This window comes from Allobosea sp. 01N443 (assembly GCF_056399325.1).
Map to the genome: position 1 here is coordinate 1 of NZ_JBFTRC010000069.1, position 21,575 is coordinate 21,575.

A 21,575-nucleotide genomic window follows, 5' to 3' on the forward strand; every position below is an offset into this window, starting at 1 on the left:
GAGCATTATGTCGGATCATTTTGTCCGCATCAACATGATTGAACCGGGAGCCGCGACGTCTTCGGGACTCAAAGCAGCAGGTGGCCCGCTCGGCGAGCGCTTGCGGCTGTGGTGTCGCCTTGCCCGGATCGAGCATTGGGAGACAGGACATGTCTGCAATTCCTTCAAYCTCACCTTCCGTGACGCCCATTCCTGCAACCTTCGCCCGGCATGCGGTCGCAGGGACGCCCGGCGCACCGTTCCGGCTGCTCGGCGCCTCTTACCGCTGGATCGCGGGCTATTTCGTCCGCCGCGACGCGATTGCATGGCTTCGCGAATGTGATGACGCGGCATTGCGGGATATCGGCCTGGCGCGGAGCGAGATCGAAGACGCGGTCCGCGGCCTCGTCAGCCCTTCCGGTGGAGCGAGGAGGGGATGATGGCCTCCTCGGCCGCGATGGGCCCTTGCGCAGGCGGAGGCCGGCACGCGTCCTCCATGGAGGCCGCCACATGGACCTGACCTGGGCCACAATCCTGGTCGCCTTTGCCGGCGTCTTCCTGATTGGCTTCATGCGGGGAGCTTTTGGCGGCGGCTTCGCCATCATCGGCATTCCGCTGTTGTCCCTCGTGATGGACCCGGTCACCGCCGGCGGGCTGCTCGCGCCCCTGTTCATCGCGATGGATCTCTATGCGCTGCGCTACTTCAAGCCCTCGACCTGGTCGAAGCCGGATCTCGTGCTGCTCCTGCCGGGGCTCGTGATCGGCATCGGGGCGGGCTTTCTGCTGTTCCGCTCTCTTGACCACCGGACCGTCACGCTCGCGATGGGGGTGATCACCCTGATCTTCGTCGGCCTCTGGCTTGTCGGAGGCGCTGAGGTGACGACCCGGCCGCGTTCGACGCCGAAGGCGATCACGGCCGGTCTCGCCTCGGGTGTCACGACCATGGTCGCCCATTCCGGCGGACCGCCGCTGGCGATGTATCTGCTGCCGCTCGGCCTCGGCAAGGAGATCTATGCGGGCACCACGAGCCTGTTCTTCACGGTCGGCAACGCGACCAAGCTGGTGCCGTGGCTGCTGCTGGTGAAGCCGAGCGCCCATGTCTGGACCTTGATGGCGCTTTGCCTGCTCGCCATTCCCATGGGCGTCGGGCTGGGCTGGCGGCTGCACGGCGCGCTCGACCAGCGCCAGATCTATCGCGCCTGCTACGCGCTGCTGGTCGTGACGGCGCTGAAATTGCTCTGGGACGGCATTTCTGGATTTTGGGGCTGAGCGCGACTGTCTGCACCTCGCGCTTTCACGGGGCCAGGCCGATGGCTGCCGCAGCCTTGCGGTAGCGCATCTGGGTATCCGCTTCGAACCTGAACGTAGTCAGGAAATCGTCGAGCCGGTAACCCGGGTTGAGGGCATGGATGCGTGCGACGTGGGTGCGCGCCTCCTCGATACGGCCGGCAAGCGCGAGGCAATGCGCGGCGATGGCCAGGATGTGCACATGCGCATTGGGGCGCGCGGCCGCCTTCACGCCCCAATGCGCCGCCTCCGCGAAGGCGCCCAGCCTGACCAGCGCCATCGCACGCGTGCCCAGAATGCCAAACAGCAAGGGATCATGCGGGCTCAGCAGACGGGAGTGGTCGGACGCCGCGATCGCGGTTTCGGGATCCCCCGCCTGGCAGTGGACGAAGGCGAGAGCGTAATGCCCGAGCGCGAAATTCGGGCTGAGCGCCACGGACCGTTCCAGCGCGCCGATGGCTTCGGCTTGATCGCCGGCGAGCCACATGGCTCGTCCCATCGACCAATGGGCGGCGGGATTCTGCTCGTCGATCAACAGGCTCTGTTCGGCGGTTTCGATGGCCCGTCGGACTTCGTCATTCCGTTCGCCCCAGCGCTGGAAGGCCCTTTGCCAATGCGTGAAGGACAGGCCGGCCTGGGCGCGCGAAAAGGTCGGATCGAGCTGCGCCGAGCGGCGGAAGAACGCCGCGGCCTGCTCATTTTCCGCGGCGGTGAAGCGGTACATGTGCCAGAGCCCGCGATGATAGGCTTCCCACGCGTCGAGCGACTCCGGAGGTCTCAGGATCGCGCGATTGCGCTCCGCGGTCTCGATTTCGGAAGCGATCGCCGAAACGATGCCGTTGCCGATCTCGTCGAGCACGGCGAGCCGATCGAGCGAAGAGGCCTCGAACCGGTCCGTCCAGACGATATGCGCACTCGCCGCCTCGACGACTTCGATGACGGCGGTGGTGGCGCGCTCGTGCCGCTCCAGCAGCCCGGTGACGACATAGCGGACGCCCAGCCGCTCGCCGATCTCGCGATATCCCAGCTGCTCCGGCGCAATCGCGAAGACCGAGCCGCGCGCGATGACGAAGAGCCCACGCAGGCGCGCCAGGCGGCTGATCACGTCATGTGTCAGGGCGTTGCCGAGATCGCTGGGGCCGATGCCGTTCGCGCTCACTTCCTGGAGCGGCATGATCGCAACGGAAATCCGGTGCTGCGCCGAAGGCTCTGTCGTCTCATGGCCGGCGGCCTCGGCGGCGACGGACGCGGGCGTCGTCCTCAACTCCCTCCAGGCGGCCGCGATGGGGGCAAAATCGATGCCGTCGGCCGCGAAACTCCTGGCGGTCCTCTCGAGGTGCCGGGTGCAGTCGTCGATCAGGCGCCGATCGTAGAGTTCGGCCAGGAACCGGGCGTGCGCGCCGATATCGAACGGCGAAAGCTCGATCCATCTGCGGGCCGCGGCCCAGCCTGCTGGCGTTCCCCTCGCTGTCCTGCGCGCCGTCTCGGCCACCAATGCGATTTCGAACGAGCGGAACTCGCTCCGGCGGCTCGCCACCCAGTGTTCGAACTCGATGCTCTGGGCGAGCTCGGTGCCTTCCAGGAATTCTTGCTCCGCCGCGGCAGTGAGCGACTGCAGCTCCGTGTCGCCAAGCCGCCCGAAGCCGGCTTCGGCAGCCGCAAGCAGGCGCAGGACATCGACATCGCAGCCCGCGAGATCGAGCGCGATGCCGTCATCGCAGGCTAAGACGCGACGATGAGCGGGGTCGTCGACCAGCGCTCGCAGCTTGCTGAGGCACCATCTCAGCTCGCCGCGCGGATCGTCGGGGACCTGCCATAACAGGCTGCAGAGGCGCTCGCGGGGAACCGGACGCGAAGCCAGCGCGAGATAGGCAAGCAGCGCCCGCACCTTGCGCGAGGGCGGAAGCGTCTCGGCCGCACCGGCGCGCAGGAGCTTCAGCGGACCGAGGAGCCGGAGCTCGAGCTCGGGCCTTGAAAAATCGGCATCGGAACCCTGCGATTCCATGCGCACTCCAACGGTGGCTCCCACGCGGAGTACCCCACCGCCATCCTAGCATCCCCTGACTATCCGCACAGCCGGAAGCTGCGGCGGCTGGGATGGCCACCGCCGGAAGTCAGTCATGAAGGAGGGAAACCATGCCTTCGATGGACATTTCGAGGACGACGCAAGGTCGGGGCCGCCTGTTCGAAACCGTGCTCGACACGATTGGCGACACCCCGGCCATCCGCATCAACAATCTCGGCGTCGATCACGCCACGATCTATGTGAAGGCCGAATTCTTCAATCCGGCCGCCTCGGTCAAGGACAGGCTGGCGGTGGCCATCATCGAGGAGGCCGAGCGCAGCGGCGCCTTGCGGCCCGGGCAGACGGTCGTCGAGGCGACCAGCGGCAATACCGGCATCGGGCTCGCCATGGTCTGTGCGCAGAAGGGCTATCCGCTCGTCGTCACCATGGCGGATAGTTTTTCGGTCGAACGTCGGCTGCTGATGCGGATGCTCGGCGCGAAGGTCGTGCTGACGCCGCGGGCGCAAAAGGGGTTCGGCATGTATCTGAAGGCCGTCGAACTGGCCGAGAAGAATGGCTGGTTCCTTGCCCGGCAGTTCGAGACCAAGGCCAATGCCGCCATCCACGAGGCCACCACAGGCCGCGAGATCGTCGGCGATTTCGCCGGCTCACGCCTCGACTATTTCGTCACCGGCTACGGTACCGGCGGTACGGTGGTCGGCGTGTCGCGCGTGCTCAGGCGGGAACGTCCGGAGACGAAGATCGTCCTGAGCGAGCCGGCGAATGCGCGGCTGATCGGCAGCGGCCAGAGCCAGCAGCGTGGTGCGGGAGGCGCGCCATCGGCTAGCCATCCCGCCTTCGAGCCGCATCCGATCCAGGGCTGGACGCCGGATTTCATCCCCGATGTGCTGCAGGAGGCGATCGACGAGCATTACTATGACGACGTGGTTCCGATTGCCGGACCGAAGGCGATCGAGTGGGCCCGGCTGCTGGCGCAAAAGGAAGGGATCTTCACCGGCATCTCGGGGGGAGCGAGTTTTGGCGTCGCCCGGGAGGTCGCTGCTACGGCGCCGGCGGGCTCCGTCATCCTGTGCATGCTGCCCGACACCGGCGAGCGCTACCTCTCGACCCCGATGTTCGACGCGATCGAACCCGGGATGGACGCGGACGAACTGGCATTGTCGCAATCGACGCCCGGTTTCCAGATCGCTGCCGAATAGCGCGGAGGAGACAGTCATGGACGCGCGTGTGGGACCATTGATGCAGACGGATCCCGACGGATATGGCGGGGAGGAAACGCTCGATCCGCAGGAATGGGACGCGGTTGCCGCGCTGGCGCATCGCGTCGTCGACGACGCGGTCCGCCATCTCAGGGATCTGCGCGAACGGCCGGTCTGGCGGCCGATGCCGGGCGAGGTCGAGGCGCTGTTCCGCGCCCCCGTGCCCGATCAGCCCAGGCCGATCGAGCAGGTCTACGGCCTGGTGCGCGACAGCGTGCTGGCCTATCCGATGGGCAATATCCATCCCCGCTTCTGGTCGTGGTTCATGGGGGCGGGCAATTTCTCCGGTGCGCTCGGCGACTTCATCGCCGCCGTTCAGGGCTCGAACCTGGGCGGCGGGAGCCATGCTGCTGCCCGGCTCGACCAGCAGGTCGTCGGCTGGCTGCGCGATATGGTCGGCCTGCCGTCTTCGGCCAGCGGCACTCTTGTCAGCGGCGGCTCGGTGGCGAACCTGATCGGGCTGACCGTCGCGCGCAACACGGCGGCGGGGATCGATCTGCGCGAGCACGGGGTCGCCGCGCTGGATCTGCCCTTGCGCTATTATGCATCCGATCAGGTCCATTCCTGCCACCGCAAGACCGTCGAGGCACTCGGGCTCGGCAACAAGGCCTTGCGCCGGATTCCGACCGGCCCCAGCTGCCGGATCGACCTGGATGCGCTGCAGGCCGCGATCGCGCAGGACCGCGCCGAGGGCTTTCATCCCGCCTGCATCATCGGCACGGCCGGCACCGTCAATTCCGGTGCTGTCGACGATCTGGCGGCGCTCGCCGACATCGCGGCCGATGAAAACATCTGGTTCCATGTCGACGGCTGCATTGGCGCCCTGCTGACGATCGCACCGAAGAACGCCTGGCGGGTGAGGGGTATCGAGCGCGCCGATTCCGTGGCGCTCGATCCGCACAAATGGCTCCACGCTCCGTTCGAGGTCGGCTGCGCTCTGATCCGTGACCGGGCAAGCCACAGGAACAGCTTTGCCGTCTCCCCGGAATATCTGCAGACCACTACGCGGGGCATCGCGTCTGGGGACTGGCTATACGAATATGGGCTGCAGACGACGCGCGGTTTCAGCGCCCTCAAGGTCTGGATGGCGCTGATGGAGCACGGCGTTGCGAAATTCGGCCGCCTGATCGACCAGAACATCGCGCAGGCCGCCTATCTCGCCGAGCTGATCCGGTCGCAGCCGGCCCTGGAGCTGGTTGCCCAGCCGGAGATCAATATCGTCTGCTTTCGTGTCGCTCCGGAGGGCCGTGACGAGGAGCGCGTCAAGCAGATCAATGTCGAGATCATGCTTCGCCTCCAGGAGACCGGCATTGCTGCCCTGTCCGACACGACGCTCCGGGGGCGGCACTGCCTGCGCGTGGCGATCTGCAATCACAGGACGAGGCTGGAGGATCTGGATCAGCTTGTGGCCGCCGTGCTGAACCTTCGAACGGGTATGGCAGAGCAGGCAGCCTGAGGGGCTGAGGTCAACGTCTCGCCCCCGCGAGCACTGTTGCACGGCGAAACGGGTTGAATCCTGCCGCAGTCGGTCCATGCTAGTCTCAGTTTTCGGGTCGGAAGTACATCACGGAAGGAAAACGTGCATGTCCACGAACCTCGATCAGATCCGCGACCAGCAGCGCGACACCTGGGATCGTTTTTCCGCCGGCTGGAAGACATGGGATCGCCTGGTCCTGAGTTGGCTTGCTCCCTTCGGTGCGGCGATGATCAGACAGGCCGATCTCCATGACGATTCCCATGTCCTGGATGTGGCTGCCGGCACCGGCGAGCCGGGGCTCTCGGCGGCGGCGCTGGTCCCGCGGGGGCGCGTGACCGTGACCGACCTCTCGCAAGCCATGCTGGCGGTAGCGGCAGAGAACGCTGCGCGTCGCGGCCTGCGGAATTTCGACACCAGACCGTGCGATGCCGGTGCGTTGCCCTTCGACGATGCGAGCTTCGACGCCGTACTCTGCCGCTTTGGCTTCATGTTCTTCCCCGACATCGATGCAGCGGCGCGCGAGTTCGCACGCGTGGCTAAGCCGAACGCTCGCATTTGCGCCGCCGTGTGGAGCGCCCCGGAGAAGAATCCCTGGGCAACGACCATCATGGGCACGATTGCGCGTCATGTTGAGATGCCGCCACCGCCACCGGGTTCGCCAGGCCTGTTTCGCTGCGCGCCGGAGGGCCTGATGCGTTCCGCCTTTGCCGCAGCGGGCTTGCACGACATCACCGAAGAGGAGGTGTCGGCCGAGATGGTTCACGAGACGCCGGAGCAATACTGGCAGTTCATGAACGACATCGCCGCCCCGGTCGTTGCCGGGCTCGCCAAGGCCGATGCTGAGACGGCGGAGCGGATCCGCAGCGAAGTCCTCGACCTGGCGCGCCAGTCCATCCGGGACGGCAAACTGCGCCTGATGTCGACTGCAAGGGTGATCGTCGGCTCGCGCTAGGACCCGGCGCGTGCGTTCACGACCAAGGCATCGGCGCGTGGCTGTCATTGGGGCGGGTCTGCGCCGGGGCGCGTGCGGACCGTCGCTATCGTCCCGACCAGGGCCAGGACGCCGGGAATGGGCCCCAAGCGAACGCCATTCCCGTGCTGTCGAGGAGAGGGATCGTGATCAGGCTGGGCGCGAAGGCGTCTCTGCGGCCGGCCAAAGCCGACGGCCTGGTCCTGCACTCGGCCCCGGCATGGTCATCGACACGGGCTCAGGCAGCGCCAGGCTCTGGAACCGATCCGCCAACCCGCCGAAGGGCTCGTCGCGCCGAGCCCTTCTCCATGCCCCGCCTGCGATCGTCAGGCGGCGTGGCTGCGGCGCGGCAGCTTCCAGTCCGGGCGGGCGAAATGGCAGGTGTACCCCCCGGGCTGGCGCTCGAGATAATCCTGGTGTTCCGGCTCGGCCTCCCAGAAGTCGGAGACCGGCACCAGTTCGGTGACGACTTTTCCCGGCCACAGGCCCGAGGCATCGACATCGGCGATCGTCTCCTCCGCCACTTTCCTTTGCTCTTCGGACCCGTAGAGGATCATCGAGCGATAGCTCAGGCCCATATCGTTGCCCTGCCGGTTCTTCGTGGTCGGGTCGTGAATCTGGAAGAAGAATTCGAGCATATCCCTGAAACTCGTCTTCTCCGGGTCGAAGACGATCTCGATCGCCTCGGCGTGGGTGCCATGATTGCGATAGGTCGCATTCGGCACGTCGCCGCCGGAATAGCCGACCCGGGTGGAAATGACGCCGGGGCGACGCCGGATCAGATCCTGCATCCCCCAAAAGCAGCCACCAGCCAGCACGGCCCGTTCAGTTGCGCCAGTCATTGCTCTTCTCCTTCTTCAGCCGATCGCATGCGAAACAGTGCTTCGTCTGGCAAGTAATCGCCAAGGGGGGTGATCGCCAGGGGGCGATCGCCATGGCTTTATCGCCAGAGATGACGTGCAAGGAGGGCGTGTCGATGGCCGTGCGCGTCCAGGTAAGGCAAATTCACGTCACGCTACGCGACCTGCTTCAGGGCCTGCTCCAAGTCGGCGATGAGGTCGGCGGGCTCCTCCAGGCCGACATTCAGCCGGACGATCCGGCCATCATAGCCGCGCTGGGTCCGCGGTAGCGGCGGGTAGGCCATCGCCAGGCTATGCGTGCCGCCCCAGCTGAAGCCCAGCGGAACAGGCGCAGCGCCTCGACGACATCTGTGACGCGCTGCGTATCCCAGCCCGGCTCGAACACCACCGAGAACACGCTCGCCGAGCCGGTGAAATCGCGCCGCCAGATCTCGTGCCCCGGACAGTCCGGCAGGGCCGGGTGGAGCACGAGCGCGACCTCGGGGCGCGCCTTGAGCCAGTGGGCGATCTCCAGCGTCGTCCTCTCCAGGCGGTCGAGGCGAACGGCCAGCGTCTCCAGACCGCGCAGGGCAAGCGCGCAATCGTCCGGTGATACCGCCATGCCGAGCAGGCGGTGTGTCGCGCCGATCCGCTCCTGCGCCTCCGCCGTCCCGACCGAGACGGTGCCGAGCAGGATGTCGCTATGGCCGCCGACATATTTGGTCAGCGCCTGCATGCTGACATCGACCCCATGCGCGAAGGCATCGAACAACACGCCCGCCGCATAGGTGTTGTCGAGCGCCACAGGTACGCCCGCCGCATGCGCTGTGGCGACGATGGCCGGCACGTCCTGCACCTCCATGGTGATCGTGCCGGGGCTCTCGCACCAGATCAGCCGCGTGTTTCGCCGGATCAGCGCAGCGATGCCGGAGCCGATCAGCGGATCATAGGTCTCGACCGTGATGCCGAGCCCGGCCAGCAGCTCATCGGCGAGTTCGCGGTTGGGCCCATAGGCGGTCTCGGGCAGGAGGGCGTGATCGCCCGCACGGCAGAAGGCGAGATAGATCAGCGCGATCGCCGCCTGGCCGCCCGGCACGACGAAGCTCGCGCGCGCGCCTTCGAGGTCGGCGATGCGCAGCGCGAGTTCGCGCGTCGTCGGCGTGCCGTAGAGGCCGTAGGAGTAGCCTTCGCCGCGCCAGTCGTCGCGAGCCTCGGCGACGCGCTCGAACAGCACGGTCGAGCCGCGATGAATGGCGGGGACGAGGGCGCGAAAATCCTGCGATGCGGCCACCCTGGGGTGCACGAGCTTGGTCCGCCAATGCCGGGCGGGATTGTCGTCGGTCATTGCGCCTCACCGAATCGCCGGGGTCGACAGCCCCCTGAGCCAGCAAGGGTGGGGGCCGCTCCCCGCCGCTGTCAAAGGGGACGGGGCGATCGCTAGGGGGCTCCGACACAACTTATCGCTGCATCGGGATCGAAATCGCCCTTCGCGCGTTAAACCTCTGCGCCACCAAGCGAGCGCGAGGAGTAGACGATGACGACGATGAGGCAGACAGCCGTTTCTTTCGCGGCCCTTCTGATGCTGGCATCACCCGCCTTGGCGCAGTCGCCGCCGCTCGGGCCTTCGACCGGCACTGTTCGCATCGAGCAGGTTTCCGCCGGTTTCATCGCCTCGGGCGAGGCGGGCGGCGGCACCTTGCGCTTTCAGGGCCGCTCCTATCCGATCTCGGTCGGCGGCCTTGGCATCGGCTCCATCGGCGCATCGCGCACGGTCGCAACCGGGACGGTCTACGGGCTGCGCAAAGTGTCTGATTTCGCCGGCGCTTATGTCCAGCTGAAGGAAGGCTGGGCGGTTGGCAGGCAGGGCGGCGGCAATGTCTATCTGCKCAACGACAAGGGCGTGACCCTGCGATTGGCGACGCGCCGGCAAGGGCTTCAGCTTTCGCTCGGCGCAGATGGCGTGCTGATCGGCTTCAAGCAGTAGAAKACCATCCGGCAACCAGTTCACCGGACCGGATCTCGCATCCGGTCCGACCCTTGCGTAGCAAGGGAGGCAGTTTCCGTCCAAAAGTAGAGGGATCAGGAATCCATCTGATCTCGGCTGCTCACGACGCGTCCGACTGGCTCGCCCGGACATTCCCCCTTGCGTCTGCGCCATGCGCCGGTCAGCGGGCTGATGTTTTAAGATAGTCTTCGACCCGGCTCAGCAACAGCGCGCAGCGTTGGAGCGTTGCTTCCGTGTCTCCAAGGTTCTCGCGGTCGAGCACCGCGAACTCCCTGATCATCGATCCCGGCGGGAATTGCTGCCAGCTGAGGTCAATGTGATACCAATCCTCGCCGACCGGCAGGCCGTTCCAGAAATGGGTTTCGTCACTTTCGCCCGTCCACACCATTCCCTTGATGATTTCCGTTTGCGGGTAATAGTGCTGCACGACCCGTGAGGTTGGGTAACACTGACCAAGGGCGGGATTGCCGGGCTTCACAGCCGCCTTGTACGAGGTTCGTCCGTCCCAGGACGCCTCTAAAGCCTCGCGAAGGCGCAACATTCGGTCCTGGAGCTTGGTCTGGTTCGGCATGGCGACTCCCATGGGTTCCGGCATCGGATCCTGCTGAGGTTCAAGCTCGCTCCGATGGATCTTGCGTCGCACGCGACCAGTCACGCTCTCAGTCCCGATGGCGCCTCACCCTCGCGCAACGCGGCTTCGTCACTCGCAACAGGAAGCGCGCGGAACAGGGCCGCGATCATGTGGACGAAGAAATCGCACATGCGCGGGTCGCCCGATTGCGCACGGCCTTCGGAGAGCCGTTCGACCCGGCGGTCGGCGACATGCATCAGGAGCGCTCCGAGCGCATATTCATAGCCCCAGACCATTGTCTCGCGTGAGCGGCCGGGCAGGGCCTGCATCATCGCATCGATCAGGCTATGCGCCAGACGGTCATAGACGCGCTCGATGATCGCGCTCGCCTCCGGCCCTGGATCCCAGGCGGTGCGGGCGACCAGCAACGAGAATGCGTCTGCGCCGGCTTCCCGCAGGCGAATGACCGGCTCAGCCCAGGCCCGGACCAGATCCTCGACCGCATGGGGATTGGCGCCGGAGATATCGACCGCGGCAATCCTGTCGATGCGCTCGGTGACGTAGCCGCTGCGATGCGCGAAGACCGCGGAGAACAGGTCCTCCTTGCGCCCAAAGTGATAGCCGACAAGGGCAAGCGGCACCTTGGCCGCGCCCGCGATGTCGCGGACCGAAACGCCGGAATAGCCACGTTCGGCGAACAGGGCCTCGGCCGCGCTGAGGATCGCGAGCCGCCGATCTTGCGCCGCCTCGGCCTTCCGCGAACGTTTTGCCTCGCCCGGTCCGGTCATGCCGCCCGCTCCATCAGCACTCCTCGTCGATGATCTTGTACGATCGTCCAAGATATCCTATCCCATTCCCGACGCCGGCAAGCCCGGCATGCGGCTGGCGGCGATGAACCTGATCGATCTGTCCATTCCCCTAGAAAACGACGTACCGGCCGATCCGCCCTTCCAGAAGGTCAGGATCGACTACCGCCATCACGGTGAGACGGCGACGGAAATCGCCGCTGCCTTTCCGGGTCTGCGCCCCGAACAGCTTCCGGACGGCCAGGGCTGGGCGGTTGAGCAGGTCAATATCTCGACCCATAACGGCACCCATGTCGATGCCCCCTGGCATTATCATCCGACGATGGATGGCGGCGTGCGGGCCGCGACGATCGATGAATTGCCGCTCGACTGGTTCATCAGGCCGGGCGTGAAGCTCGATTTTCGCGATATGCCGGACGGGCATGTCGTGACGCCGGACGAAATCGACGCCGAACTCCGGCGCATCGGCCATCGCCTGCAGCCCTTCGAGATCGTCGTCGCCAACACCCGCGCCGGCCAGCGCTATGGCGAGGCCGACTATATCCATTCCGGCTGCGGTTTTGGGCGAGCGGCCACGCTGCATCTCGTCCGGCAGGGCATCCGCGTCGTCGGCACCGATGGCTGGAGCTGGGATGCTCCGTTCAGCCATACCGCGCGCCGCTTCGCCGAGACCGGCGACGCCTCGCTGATCTGGGAAGGCCACAAGGCCGGCCGGGAGGCGGGCTACTGCCAGATCGAGAAGCTGCACAATCTGGAAGCGCTGCCGCCGACGGGATTCACCATCTCCTGCCTGCCGGTGAAGGTGAAGGGCGGCTCGGCCGGCTGGACCCGGGCTGTCGCCATTCTGAACGCATGACATCGCAGGCATAGGTCGAAACACAACGGCCGATCCCGGGGAGGGGCATATGGGCAAGGTCATCATCACCTGTGCGGTCACGGGCGGCATTCATACGCCGACCATGTCCGAGCACCTGCCGATCACGCCGGGCGAGATCGCCCAGCAGGCGATCGAGGCGGCGGAGGCCGGCGCCGCCATCCTGCATCTGCATGCGCGCGATCCCAGGGATGGGCGGCCGACGCCCAATCCGGCCGTGTTCATGGAGTTCCTGCCGCGGATCAAGCAGGCGACCGATGCGGTGATCAACATCACCACGGGCGGCGGTCTCAACATGACCGTCGAGGAGCGTCTTGCCGCGCCGCTGCAGGCCGCGCCCGAGATGTGCTCGCTCAACATGGGCTCGATGAACTTTGCGCTGCATCCGCTCGCCAAGCGCTACAGCAACTGGAAACATGGCTGGGAAGAGCCCTATCTCTCCGGCACGAAGGATTTCATCTTCCGCAACACCTTCGCCGATATCGAGCGGATCTATAAGCTGCTCGGCGAGGGGCACGGCACCAAGTTCGAGCATGAATGCTACGATGTGGGCCATCTCTACAACCTCGCCCATTGCCTCGATCAGGGCTGGTTCAAGCCTCCGGTCTTCCTGCAGCTGATCTTCGGGATTCTCGGCGGCATCGGCGCCGACATGGACAATCTGATGTTCATGAAGCGTACGGCCGACAAGCTGTTCGGCAAGGACTATCAGTGGTCCGTGCTGGCCGCGGGCCGCCACCAGATGCCGTTCTGCACGCAGGCCGCGATGATGGGCGGCAATGTCCGCGTCGGCCTCGAGGACAGCCTGTTCATCGGCCGCGGGCAGCTCGCCCGCAGCAATGCCGAGCAGGTCGCCAAGATCCGGCGCATTGTCGAGGAACTCGGAATGGAGATCGCGACGCCGGCGGAAGCACGCGCCACGCTCGGGCTGAAGGGCGGCGACCAGGTGAACTTCTGAGGCGCGCCATGGCGGGGACATCCAATCCGATCGACGGCTTCACGGTCGATCCAGCGGCGATCAGCTATGTCGGCGAGTGCCTGCAGCGCCCGGAATGCATCCTGGCCGAGCGCGACGGCACGCTCTGGTCAGCCGATGCGCGCGGCGGTGTCGTGCGCATCGTCCCGAACGGGMACCAGCGGCTGATCGTGCAGCAGGCGAGCCGCGGCTTTGCCGAGGCCGGAAACGACGAGGACCGCTTCGTCGCCGGCACCTTGCCGAACGGGCTGGCCTTTGCCCGCAATGGCGACATCCTGATCTCGAATTTCGGGACCGACCGGCTCGAGATCATGACCCGGGACGGGCAGACGCGCGTCCTGATCGACAACATCGGCGGCGAGCCGATCGGCAAGGTCAATTTCGTGCTGCGCGACAGCCGGGACCGGATCTGGTTGACGATCTCGACCCGGACGAAGAACTGGATGAAGGCGATGAGCCCCGCGATCCGGGACGGCTATGTCGCGCTCTATGATGGCGGGCGCCTGCGCGTCGTCGCCGACGGCTTCCATTTCACCAACGAGATCAGGCTCGATGCCGCCGAGGAGTGGCTCTATGTCGTCGAGACCTGCGGCCGCCGCGTGACGCGGCTGCGTGTCGGCGGGGATGGCAGCCTTTCGCAGCGAGAGACATTCGGCCCCAGCGATCATGGCGCCTTCATCGACGGCATCGCCTTCGACGCCCACGGCAATCTCTGGGGCACCCATGTCATGACCGACCGCATTTTTGCGATCACGCCCGACGGCGACCTGCGCATCCTGCTCGACGATGATCGCGGCAGCGCGGCGGGCAGGGCGCTGATGGCGGCCTTCGCCCGCGACGAGGCGACGCCCGAGCTGATGCTCGCCTGTGGCGGCAGCATCGCCCCCTGGTTCGCCAGCATCACCTTTGGCGGTCCCGATCTGCGCACCGCCTATATCGGCAGCCTGAGGGGCACGCGCATTCCGACATTCCGGTCACCTGTTGCCGGATTGCCGCTGGCTCATTGGCACGGGAACGATCGACCCGCCTGACGGTCGACGGATTGGGAGGATTTGGAATGCGGATCAAGTTCGTAGCAGCGACGGTCGCGCTGGCGCTCGGGTGGCCGGGTCTCGCGGCCAAGGCGGAGATCTCCGACGGAGTCGTCAAGATCGGCGTCCTCACCGACATGTCCGGCGTCTATTCCGACATCACCGGCAAGGGATCGGTGCTGGCGACAAGGATGGCGATCGATGATTGCCTTGCGGCCGAATGCGCCGGCATGACGATCGAAACCGTCTCGGCCGATCATCAGAACAAGGCCGATGTCGCCTCCGTGATCGCGCGCGAATGGATCGACCAGCAGAAGGTCGATGTCCTCGCCGACATGTCGAACGCCTCGCTCCAGCTCGCCTTGCCGCCGCTGCTGAAGGAGAAGAACCGGGTCGGCCTGTTTCCGGGCGGCACGGCGCGGCTGACCGGTGACGCCTGCCAGCCCGATCATATCGTGCAATGGATGTGGGACACCTATGTCCAGGTCTCCGGGGTCGCGAATGCGCTGACGAAGCCCGGCTCGAAATGGTATCTGGTGACGGCGAATTATGCGCTGGGACACCAGCTCGAAGCCGATACCAAGACCCTGGTGACGGCCAAGGGCGGGAACTATCTCGGCTCGGTCCGGCATGCCTTTCCCGCAACCGAATTATCGTCGCAGCTCCTGACCGCGCAAGGCTCGGGCGCCGACATCATCGCGCTGGCCAATGCCGGTGGCGACACGATCGCCGGGATCAAGACGGCGCGGGACTTTGGCGTCGGCCAGGGCGCCCAGAAGCTGGTCGCCTTCTTCATGACCGTGATGGATGTGAAGAGCGTCGGCCTCCAGGGCGCGCAGGGCACCGTGCTGACGGAAGGCTTCTACTGGAACCTGGATGATCGGACGCGCGCCTTCTCCGAGCGCTTCAAGGCGAAGAACGGCACCGTTCCCTCGGCCATCCATGCCGGAATCTATTCGGCGGTCCGGCATTATCTCAAGGCGGTCGCAGCCGCGAAATCGGACGATGCCAAGACGGTCATCGCCAAGATGCGCGAGATCCCGATCGAGGACGATGTCGTGCGCAACGCGAAGCTGCGCGAGGACGGACGCATGGTCCATGACTTCTACGTCTTCCAGGTGAAGAAGCCGGAGGAGTCGAAGGGCGACTGGGACTTCTACAACCTCGTCGCGACCATCCCCGGAGACCAGGCCTTCCGCTCGCTCGCAGACGGCGCCTGCCCGGCTCTCAAGAAATAGAGAGGCGTCGCCGATGGTCTGGGGTTGGGGATGTCATCGCCCTGGCCTCCAGGCCAGCAGCGACGCCGCCGCGCGCGCCGCCGGTTTCGTGGAGACCGGGACGGGGTGTTTGGTGACGCTGGAGTCGGCGCCTGTACCACCTTCCGGCTCATCGCCATCTATGTCATGATCACCATCATTGACTTCGCGCATTGCTTCGACATGACGCAATGGAGCCGGCGGCTCGAGCGGAGGCTGCATGTCGCTCCTTGATCTGAATGACGTGGTCAAGCGCTACGGCCAGCACACGGTCTTGAATGGCGTGTCGCTCACCGTCGCGAAGGGGGAGATCATCGCCGTCATCGGCCGCTCGGGCTCGGGCAAGAGCACCTTGCTGCGCTGCGTGAACGGGCTGGAGCCTATCCAGGGMGGCACCATCTCCTTCAACGGCACCGTGGTCAACGATCCCGGCACGGATCTGCGCAAGCTGCGCCTGCATGTCGGCATCGTGTTCCAGAGCTTCAATCTCTTCCCGCATCTCAGCGCCGAGGAGAACATCACGCTAGCGCCCAATGTGGTGAAGGGGGTGCCGCTGGCCGAGGCACGGCGCCTGGCCGAAACCGTGCTGCGAAAGGTGGGACTGGCCGAGAAGATCGATCCCTATCCCGATCAGCTCTCCGGCGGTCAGCAGCAATGTCTGGCCATCGCGCGTTCGCTGGCGATGTTGCCGCAACTCATCCTGTTCGACGATCCGGAGCTGGTCGGCGAGGTGCCGAAACTGCTGGAGGAGATGGTGCGCGACGGCATGACCATCATGCTGGTGACCCACGACATCGGCTTTGCCTGCAAGGTCGCCAACCGCGTGGCGTTCATGCACCAGGGCCTGATCTGGGAGGAAGGTCCCGCGGCCGCGACACTCGCCCGGCCTCGCACGCCAGAGCTCGAGACGTTTCTAAGCGCAGTCCTATTGCATTGAGCTCACCGCCGGCAGGAGCAAATTAAGCGGGTCGAACGTCGGCTTAAGGGGGGCAGCTGCTGGCGAGGGCGGAGATCGAGGGGCATGAGGATGCATGTCAGTCGGGAACCGCGGGCCTTAGCGAGCGAGTTTCGCGACCGACCGCGCCGGGCCTCACATCGTTCCCAGCAGGGCGGTAGCGGCCAGCAGCGCCCCGGTCAGGATGTTCGCCAGGAACAGCCCGAAATTCACGTCGGGGCGGGCAAGGTCGATCCGCCAGGTCTGCCAGGCCAGATGCGCGGCGATCAGCAGCATGCCGATGGCGTAGGGCMGCGACATGCCCAGCAGCCAGCCACCAAGCGACCAGGCTGCAAGCGTCAGCGCATAGAACAGCCCAACCCACGCCTTGCCGTGCCGCCCGAACAGGATCGCCGTCGATTTCAGCCCGAGGCGGCTATCGTCCTTTACGTCGACATAGGCATAGACGGTATCGTAGCCGATCTGCCAGGCGATGGCCCCGGCCCACATCAGCACCGCGCCGGGCGGGATTTGTCCCGCGACCTCGGCCCATGCCATGAGCATGCCCCAATTGAAGGCCGCGCCCAGGACGGCTTGCGGCCAATGGGTGAAACGCTTGCAAAGCGGGTAGATGAACACGAGCGGGAGTACGCAGAGCGCGACCAGAGCTGTGTATGGGGCAAGGCCAAGCAGCAGCGCAGCCGCCAGCGCGAGCTGGACGCCCAGAAAGACGAAGGCTTGTCGCGTGCCGATCTGCCCGCTTGCCAACGGCCTGAAGCGGGTTCGCTCGACATGGCCGTCAAAGTTCCGATCGGCGATATCGTTGATGGTGGAGCCGGCGCTTCGCATCAGCAACGCACCGAGCAAGAAGATGGCCAGGAGCCCGAGGTCGGGAACGCCATGGGAGGCCTGGATCAAGGCGGCCCAACAGGGGAACAACGTGAGCCATATGCCCACGGGGCGATCGAGCCGCGCCAGCCGCGTATAGGGCCGCCATGCGGCCGGCAGCCGGCGGTCGACCCAATCGCCCTGATGGATGTCGCTTAAGTCCGGACGGCTTGCCGTTGTCATGACCAGATCTATGTCCTGTCGCGAACTTCCGATGAACGCGACAGTCTTGTCCGCGATTCCAGCACCATCGCAGAGTGGAATTTGTGCGCCAAGGATCGGCGTCGGCACCGGGGGCGACGCGGCGCGCCATCCGCTTCCGACAAGCGCTCCAGCAGCATGTCGCCTATCTCCGGCGGCGCCTGTCATATCCTGAGAAGAAGCGGTCGATGGTCCGAGACCTCGGGATGCTCGACCACCGTGAATTCGATCACGTCGATGCTGCTGCGCACGAGCATATAGTCGGCGTAGCGACTGGCCTTCTTGTAGTGCGAGGTTCGGGTGTCGGTGCATCCGGTCGCCGTGACGAGGTCGTGCAAGCCGATCTCGGCCAGGATGTCGAACGTCCGGCTGCCAGGTTCGACATTGAAATCGCCGCAGACGACCAGGCGCTCCCCCGGCGGCGCGACATTCGCGATCAACCGCGCGAAGCGCGTCGCCTGCTCCAGGCGCTCTTGTGTGTCCAGCTTGCCCGCGAGGTCGCGAAGCCCATGCATATGCGCGATGGTGATCGGCCACCCCCGTTCGAAATCGAAAAGTCGGATGACGTGAGCGTTGCGCGACCTGGGATGGTCTCCGTAGCCATCCCAGGAGAACGCCTTGTGCACGAAGCCTTGCGCCTGCCCGATGATCGGATAGGCCGATCGCACGAATGTCGCGAGGCCCCATTGCGAGGGCACGGGTTTACCGTCGTCCCAGAGAATGCCCTGCGCCGCCGGGAAGAACATTGCGGTATGGTCGGGCAGAGCCGCGCCGATATCGCGGAAGAAGTTTGCACGCTGGGGAAGAACATGGTCGCCGTCGCGGTAGGTCAGCCAATCCTTTGACGACGAAGGCGTATGCACGACTTCCTGCAGGCACAGGATGTCGGGTAGAGCGCTGCGGAGATAGGCGTCCGATGCGGAGAGAGCGCGGATCACGCGGAAATCCCGGACAATGACTAACGCCTTGTCGCGCTGCGCGGCAATTGCCGCCACGTGCTGCACGGTCGGTCGTGCGGCCGTTGGGGGAGGCGCGTATCGGAAGGCCCGATACGCGCCGGTCTTCTCAGTTGATCGACTTGATGCTGCCGAAGATATCGTCGAGCGCCTTGGCGTGCGTCTCGCGCTCTTCGTCATTGCCCCAGACGGTGATCATGATCATCCGGCCGCTGCCGGCCGGCATCAGGATGAAATCGACTGTCGTCGGGCCATTCGCGTCAGTGGTGCGGAACTGGAAGACAGTCGAGGAAATCCCGTTGATCGGGACTTCTGCCTGGATCGGCTTCACCTGCTTGATCTTGTTTTCCTTCATCCAGGATTCGTTCGTGGCCATCATCTTGTCGATCTCACGGGCATGCGCGAACTCGACCGAGAAGAAGATCGCCTCGTCCTGCGGGCGCGCGGAGTAGCCGAACTCGATCTCCTGCGTCTTCCAGTTGTTCGGAACGGTCAGCGTGATGGCCGGGTTCTTGTCGGGAACCGCGAAATTCTTGGCGGCGGCAGGCACGACGCACAGAAGCGCGGCGGCGAAAGCCGCAAAGCAGAGACGGGCGATAGACATGGGAGAGTTCTCAAGAGCCAGGTGACACATGTGACCTGCAGCCCGCTCGTTTCCTCTGCGCCACCAATGGCGCTGACGCAATGCCGATGGACCGGCCGTGCCGCGTAAACCTTAACCGGCCCGGCATTCGCCAGGGGATCGCGGGCGAAGGAGCATTTCACTGCCCATTATAGGGAGGGTTCTTCAGTCGGCGATCGAACGAATGACCCGCGCCGGATTGCCACCGACAAGAGTGTTCGAAGGAACGTCCCTGGTGACGACCGAAGCCGCCGCGACGACCGAATTCTCTCCGATCGTCACGCCGCCGATGATGGTCGCACCGGCTGCGATCCAGACATTTCTCCCGATCGCGATGGGCTTTGCGGTGACGCCGGCGCGCCGTTGGGACGGCTCAAGGGGGTGGCCGGTCGTGATGATGCTCACATTCGGCCCGATCAGCACGTCGTCGGCAATATCGAGCCCGCCGAGATCATAGAAGGTGCAGTTCTGATTGACGAAGACATTGCGCCCGACACGGATATTGACCCCATTTTCCGTATAGAACGGCGGTATCAATACGAAGCTGTCGTCGACCTTCTTGCCGATGAGATCGCTGAACAAGGCCCGGACTTCATCGGCATCGTTATAGGTCAAACGGTTGAGGGTGGCGGTGWTCGCCATCGCCCGCTTGACGTTTGCCGACATCGCCGCCGATTCCGGCGTTCTCCTGGGAATGAACCTGGTGCGATCAGCATTCGCCATTCGGTATTGTCCTCCGGGCGCGGCCAAGCGAGGTCCCGGTGCATGACAGCGCCGCCGGGATTCGCTGAGGGTAGCTGCAAATCGCCGGGATAAGCGTCCAAACGTCCAGGCGCGTCCACTCCCAGGCAGGCATTCACCTTTGGTTTTCCAAGGCCGTCCGCAGCATGTCGTAGGTGGGCGCCAGGTCACGAAGGGCGGTCGCCGCAACGGCGTCGTTGCCGACAACCAGCGGATATTGCATCGCGCCGATCAGGCGCGCCTGCCTGTCGGCAATCCGCGCGGCCTCGGCATAGCCGGCGCGCGCCAGGCAGGCTGCGGCATCGACCGCGCGGCGGGCGCCGACCCTGACCGCGAAATGGACCATATGGCCGCGCAGCGCCTCGTCGCATCGCGCCTCGATCCGTGCCGCCAGGGCTTCGGCTGCTTCGCCATTGCCGAGGCTTCCGGCCGGCATGCCGAGATCGCCGTCCATCGACAGCCAGCGGATCGCCGCGCGAACGGACGCACGGATCGTCTCCACCTCGCTGACCTCTGCGACGCGCCTGAAGGTGGTTCGCATGGTGTAGGGCGCGCCATAGATCAGCGTGCTGGCGCTCCAGGCGGCCATGAAATCGGCGACCGGCAGGGTGGCATAGGGATAGCCTTGCGGATCATGCATCACCACACGCTCGTCATCCGCTTCAAGGACGACGACATAGTGGTCCGCCTCGATCGGTCCACGCATGCCCGGCTGGTGCCGCAGATGCCCCATCTCGACCGGGCCGATCCAGACTGGTCCGCCAGCCAGCGCCGCCTTGAGGCGGGCGAGGGCCTCCTCGGCTTCGCCGCCCTGCGTGACCGTCGATGTCCAGCCGAGCGACGAAAGCGCGTCCTCAAAGCCCTTCTCCGGGTCCCAGCCATAGGGATCGAAGAATGGCAGCGTGCCGCCGATCAACTGCATGCCGAACGGACTGCCGATGGCGATCTCGATCACCGCGGTGGAGGGCGCGTCGGCCCCGAACATCATCGCGAAGGAATTGGCGTAGCAATAGGGGCCGGAGCCCGTGTAGGAAAAATGCGTCATGGCGGGCTCGCTTACAGGGTGATCGGATAGGCGACGTCGAAACGTGCGCCGCCGGTTCCGGGATAGGTTTCGCAGGGGCTGTCGCTGCAGCTCAGATCGTTTCGTGCGTCGAGCCACGCCTCGATCGCGTCGTAGACGCGCAGGACGAGCGGGAAATCTTCATAAGCCCTGGGCACCGGCAGATAGGCCTCGCGCCGCGCCGGCTGCAGCCATAGGCGCAGGTCGCCGGCAGGTTCCAGGCTGCCCTCATAGGCGATGGCGACCTCGACCAGACCTTCGCTGTCGCGGCTGACGAGGCTGTGGCAATGCACGCTCATCGGCCCGTCGCCCGGCAGGCCCGAGCCCCGCAGATGGGCGCGGATATCGGCCTCGGCGCTGGCGACGAAATTGTCGAGGGCCTCGACGCCGACGTGGCGCTGGCGGGACACGACCTTGCTGGCCTCGATCTCGCGCAAGCTTATCGCCGTGGCCAAGGCGGGTTCACCACCGTCGGCGTGTCGGGCAAGCGCCCGAACACCCTCGGTCTGCTCTGCCAGAAGCTCGTTCTGCGCGCTGAGCCATGCCTGCAGTTCGACGGCGCGCGCCTCGGGTGCAAGCGCGACAAGCTGCCCGACACGCGCCACCGGCAGGCCGAGCCGCCGCAGCCTCGCGATCAGCCGCGCCGGTGGCGCCTGCTCGGGGGCGTAATAGCGGTACCCGGTCTGCGGATCGACGTAGGCCGGCACGAGCAGGCCCTGTTCGGCATAGAGCCGCAACGCCTTCGGAGACAGCCGCGTGGCGGCGCCGAAACGTCCGGCAAGAAGATAGGAATCGCTCATGAACCCATCTCTAG

At 65.6% G+C, this 21,575-nt stretch carries 22 protein-coding genes; 11 read left to right on the plus strand and 11 right to left on the minus strand.

Going from position 1 to position 21,575, the window contains the following annotated elements:
• Window positions 1–149 precede the first annotated feature (149 nt).
• Together AC1DRP_RS17890 and AC1DRP_RS17895 are read left to right on the plus strand one after the other, a co-directional pair.
• Window positions 150–419, plus strand: coding sequence for a YjiS-like domain-containing protein (locus tag AC1DRP_RS17890; protein ID WP_476769141.1), 270 nt, complete (start codon window positions 150–152; stop codon window positions 417–419).
• Between the two features lie 70 nt (window positions 420–489).
• Window positions 490–1,248: a sulfite exporter TauE/SafE family protein gene (locus AC1DRP_RS17895; RefSeq protein WP_476769142.1), complete on the plus strand. Its 759-nt coding sequence runs from the start codon at window positions 490–492 to the stop codon at window positions 1,246–1,248.
• A gap of 25 nt (window positions 1,249–1,273) precedes the next feature.
• Here AC1DRP_RS17895 and AC1DRP_RS17900 read toward each other — a convergent pair whose 3' ends face one another.
• Window positions 1,274–3,271 (minus strand): transcriptional regulator, encoded by a 1,998-nt coding sequence (locus AC1DRP_RS17900; protein WP_476769143.1) that lies wholly within the window; start codon window positions 3,269–3,271, stop codon window positions 1,274–1,276.
• 131 nt (window positions 3,272–3,402) lie between these two features.
• Between AC1DRP_RS17900 and AC1DRP_RS17905 the strand changes: the two genes are divergently transcribed.
• The 3 genes from AC1DRP_RS17905 to AC1DRP_RS17915 all read left to right on the plus strand — a co-directional run bounded on the left by AC1DRP_RS17905 (window position 3,403) and on the right by AC1DRP_RS17915 (window position 6,980).
• Window positions 3,403–4,491 carry a PLP-dependent cysteine synthase family protein gene (locus AC1DRP_RS17905; protein WP_476769144.1) on the plus strand — a complete coding sequence of 363 codons (1,089 nt, stop codon included), beginning with the start codon at window positions 3,403–3,405 and terminating at the stop codon, window positions 4,489–4,491.
• A gap of 16 nt (window positions 4,492–4,507) precedes the next feature.
• Window positions 4,508–6,007 (plus strand): pyridoxal phosphate-dependent decarboxylase family protein, encoded by a 1,500-nt coding sequence (locus AC1DRP_RS17910; protein WP_476769145.1) that lies wholly within the window; start codon window positions 4,508–4,510, stop codon window positions 6,005–6,007.
• A 127-nt stretch (window positions 6,008–6,134) separates the two neighbouring features.
• The gene (locus AC1DRP_RS17915; RefSeq protein ID WP_476769146.1) at window positions 6,135–6,980 is read left to right on the plus strand and encodes a class I SAM-dependent methyltransferase; all 846 of its coding nucleotides are present in this window, start codon (window positions 6,135–6,137) and stop codon (window positions 6,978–6,980) included.
• A gap of 344 nt (window positions 6,981–7,324) precedes the next feature.
• Here the strand turns inward: AC1DRP_RS17915 and msrA are convergent, their stop codons facing one another.
• Window positions 7,325–7,840, minus strand: a complete 516-nt coding sequence (gene msrA / locus AC1DRP_RS17920) for a peptide-methionine (S)-S-oxide reductase MsrA (protein ID WP_476769147.1) — start codon at window positions 7,838–7,840, stop codon at window positions 7,325–7,327.
• Window positions 7,841–8,081: 241 nt separating this feature from the next.
• Window positions 8,082–9,182, minus strand: a complete 1,101-nt coding sequence (locus AC1DRP_RS17925) for a PLP-dependent transferase (RefSeq protein ID WP_476769148.1) — start codon at window positions 9,180–9,182, stop codon at window positions 8,082–8,084.
• A 189-nt stretch (window positions 9,183–9,371) separates the two neighbouring features.
• Between AC1DRP_RS17925 and AC1DRP_RS17930 the strand changes: the two genes are divergently transcribed.
• Window positions 9,372–9,821 carry a hypothetical protein gene (locus AC1DRP_RS17930; protein ID WP_476769149.1) on the plus strand — a complete coding sequence of 150 codons (450 nt, stop codon included), beginning with the start codon at window positions 9,372–9,374 and terminating at the stop codon, window positions 9,819–9,821.
• A 181-nt stretch (window positions 9,822–10,002) separates the two neighbouring features.
• On the opposite strand, the gene AC1DRP_RS17935 is transcribed toward AC1DRP_RS17930, so the two are convergent.
• Both AC1DRP_RS17935 and AC1DRP_RS17940 read right to left on the minus strand, forming a co-directional pair.
• Window positions 10,003–10,413, minus strand: coding sequence for a YunG family protein (locus AC1DRP_RS17935; protein ID WP_441506738.1), 411 nt, complete (start codon window positions 10,411–10,413; stop codon window positions 10,003–10,005).
• Between the two features lie 80 nt (window positions 10,414–10,493).
• Window positions 10,494–11,201 (minus strand): TetR family transcriptional regulator, encoded by a 708-nt coding sequence (locus AC1DRP_RS17940; RefSeq protein ID WP_476769150.1) that lies wholly within the window; start codon window positions 11,199–11,201, stop codon window positions 10,494–10,496.
• Window positions 11,202–11,289: 88 nt separating this feature from the next.
• On the opposite strand from AC1DRP_RS17940, the gene AC1DRP_RS17945 reads away from it, so the two are divergent.
• The 5 genes from AC1DRP_RS17945 to AC1DRP_RS17965 all read left to right on the plus strand — a co-directional run bounded on the left by AC1DRP_RS17945 (window position 11,290) and on the right by AC1DRP_RS17965 (window position 16,293).
• Window positions 11,290–12,075, plus strand: a complete 786-nt coding sequence (locus tag AC1DRP_RS17945) for a cyclase family protein (protein ID WP_476769172.1) — start codon at window positions 11,290–11,292, stop codon at window positions 12,073–12,075.
• Window positions 12,076–12,124: 49 nt separating this feature from the next.
• On the plus strand, window positions 12,125–13,051 hold the full coding sequence (gene kce / locus AC1DRP_RS17950; protein ID WP_441491173.1) for a 3,5-dioxohexanoate:acetyl-CoA acetone transferase: 927 nt from the start codon (window positions 12,125–12,127) through the stop codon (window positions 13,049–13,051).
• Between the two features lie 8 nt (window positions 13,052–13,059).
• Entirely contained in the window at window positions 13,060–14,100 is a 1,041-nt protein-coding gene (locus tag AC1DRP_RS17955; RefSeq protein WP_476769151.1) for an SMP-30/gluconolactonase/LRE family protein, read from the plus strand.
• A gap of 26 nt (window positions 14,101–14,126) precedes the next feature.
• Entirely contained in the window at window positions 14,127–15,338 is a 1,212-nt protein-coding gene (locus tag AC1DRP_RS17960; protein WP_476769152.1) for an ABC transporter substrate-binding protein, read from the plus strand.
• Window positions 15,339–15,576: 238 nt separating this feature from the next.
• Complete coding sequence (locus AC1DRP_RS17965; RefSeq protein WP_476769153.1) at window positions 15,577–16,293, plus strand: amino acid ABC transporter ATP-binding protein; 717 nt, start codon at window positions 15,577–15,579, stop codon at window positions 16,291–16,293.
• A 153-nt stretch (window positions 16,294–16,446) separates the two neighbouring features.
• Here AC1DRP_RS17965 and ubiA read toward each other — a convergent pair whose 3' ends face one another.
• The 6 genes from ubiA to AC1DRP_RS17995 all read right to left on the minus strand — a co-directional run bounded on the left by ubiA (window position 16,447) and on the right by AC1DRP_RS17995 (window position 21,561).
• A complete protein-coding gene (gene ubiA / locus AC1DRP_RS17970; RefSeq protein WP_476769154.1) occupies window positions 16,447–17,361 on the minus strand; it encodes a 4-hydroxybenzoate octaprenyltransferase in 915 nt (304 codons plus the stop codon).
• A 182-nt stretch (window positions 17,362–17,543) separates the two neighbouring features.
• A complete protein-coding gene (locus AC1DRP_RS17975) occupies window positions 17,544–18,335 on the minus strand; it encodes an endonuclease/exonuclease/phosphatase family protein (RefSeq protein WP_476769173.1) in 792 nt (263 codons plus the stop codon).
• 109 nt (window positions 18,336–18,444) lie between these two features.
• Window positions 18,445–18,939, minus strand: a complete 495-nt coding sequence (locus tag AC1DRP_RS17980) for a hypothetical protein (protein ID WP_476769155.1) — start codon at window positions 18,937–18,939, stop codon at window positions 18,445–18,447.
• A 183-nt stretch (window positions 18,940–19,122) separates the two neighbouring features.
• Window positions 19,123–19,623 carry a sugar O-acetyltransferase gene (locus AC1DRP_RS17985; protein ID WP_476769156.1) on the minus strand — a complete coding sequence of 167 codons (501 nt, stop codon included), beginning with the start codon at window positions 19,621–19,623 and terminating at the stop codon, window positions 19,123–19,125.
• 190 nt (window positions 19,624–19,813) lie between these two features.
• Entirely contained in the window at window positions 19,814–20,743 is a 930-nt protein-coding gene (locus AC1DRP_RS17990; protein WP_476769157.1) for a hypothetical protein, read from the minus strand.
• An 11-nt stretch (window positions 20,744–20,754) separates the two neighbouring features.
• Entirely contained in the window at window positions 20,755–21,561 is an 807-nt protein-coding gene (locus tag AC1DRP_RS17995; RefSeq protein WP_476769158.1) for a MerR family transcriptional regulator, read from the minus strand.
• Between the last annotated feature and the right edge of the window lie 14 nt (window positions 21,562–21,575).

Coding starts and splice junctions, on each gene's coding strand:
- AC1DRP_RS17990 (WP_476769157.1), bottom strand. CDS start 20,743: ATGACGCATTTTTCCTACACGGGCTCCGGCCCCTATTGCTACGCCAAT.
- AC1DRP_RS17905 (WP_476769144.1), top strand. CDS start 3,403: ATGCCTTCGATGGACATTTCGAGGACGACGCAAGGTCGGGGCCGCCTG.
- AC1DRP_RS17995 (WP_476769158.1), bottom strand. CDS start 21,561: ATGAGCGATTCCTATCTTCTTGCCGGACGTTTCGGCGCCGCCACGCGG.
- kce (WP_441491173.1), top strand. CDS start 12,125: ATGGGCAAGGTCATCATCACCTGTGCGGTCACGGGCGGCATTCATACG.
- AC1DRP_RS17935 (WP_441506738.1), bottom strand. CDS start 10,413: ATGCCGAACCAGACCAAGCTCCAGGACCGAATGTTGCGCCTTCGCGAG.
- AC1DRP_RS17925 (WP_476769148.1), bottom strand. CDS start 9,182: ATGACCGACGACAATCCCGCCCGGCATTGGCGGACCAAGCTCGTGCAC.
- AC1DRP_RS17915 (WP_476769146.1), top strand. CDS start 6,135: ATGTCCACGAACCTCGATCAGATCCGCGACCAGCAGCGCGACACCTGG.
- AC1DRP_RS17910 (WP_476769145.1), top strand. CDS start 4,508: ATGGACGCGCGTGTGGGACCATTGATGCAGACGGATCCCGACGGATAT.
- AC1DRP_RS17895 (WP_476769142.1), top strand. CDS start 490: ATGGACCTGACCTGGGCCACAATCCTGGTCGCCTTTGCCGGCGTCTTC.
- msrA (WP_476769147.1), bottom strand. CDS start 7,840: ATGACTGGCGCAACTGAACGGGCCGTGCTGGCTGGTGGCTGCTTTTGG.
- AC1DRP_RS17980 (WP_476769155.1), bottom strand. CDS start 18,939: ATGTCTATCGCCCGTCTCTGCTTTGCGGCTTTCGCCGCCGCGCTTCTG.
- AC1DRP_RS17945 (WP_476769172.1), top strand. CDS start 11,290: ATGCGGCTGGCGGCGATGAACCTGATCGATCTGTCCATTCCCCTAGAA.
- AC1DRP_RS17940 (WP_476769150.1), bottom strand. CDS start 11,201: ATGACCGGACCGGGCGAGGCAAAACGTTCGCGGAAGGCCGAGGCGGCG.
- AC1DRP_RS17960 (WP_476769152.1), top strand. CDS start 14,127: ATGCGGATCAAGTTCGTAGCAGCGACGGTCGCGCTGGCGCTCGGGTGG.
- AC1DRP_RS17900 (WP_476769143.1), bottom strand. CDS start 3,271: ATGGAATCGCAGGGTTCCGATGCCGATTTTTCAAGGCCCGAGCTCGAG.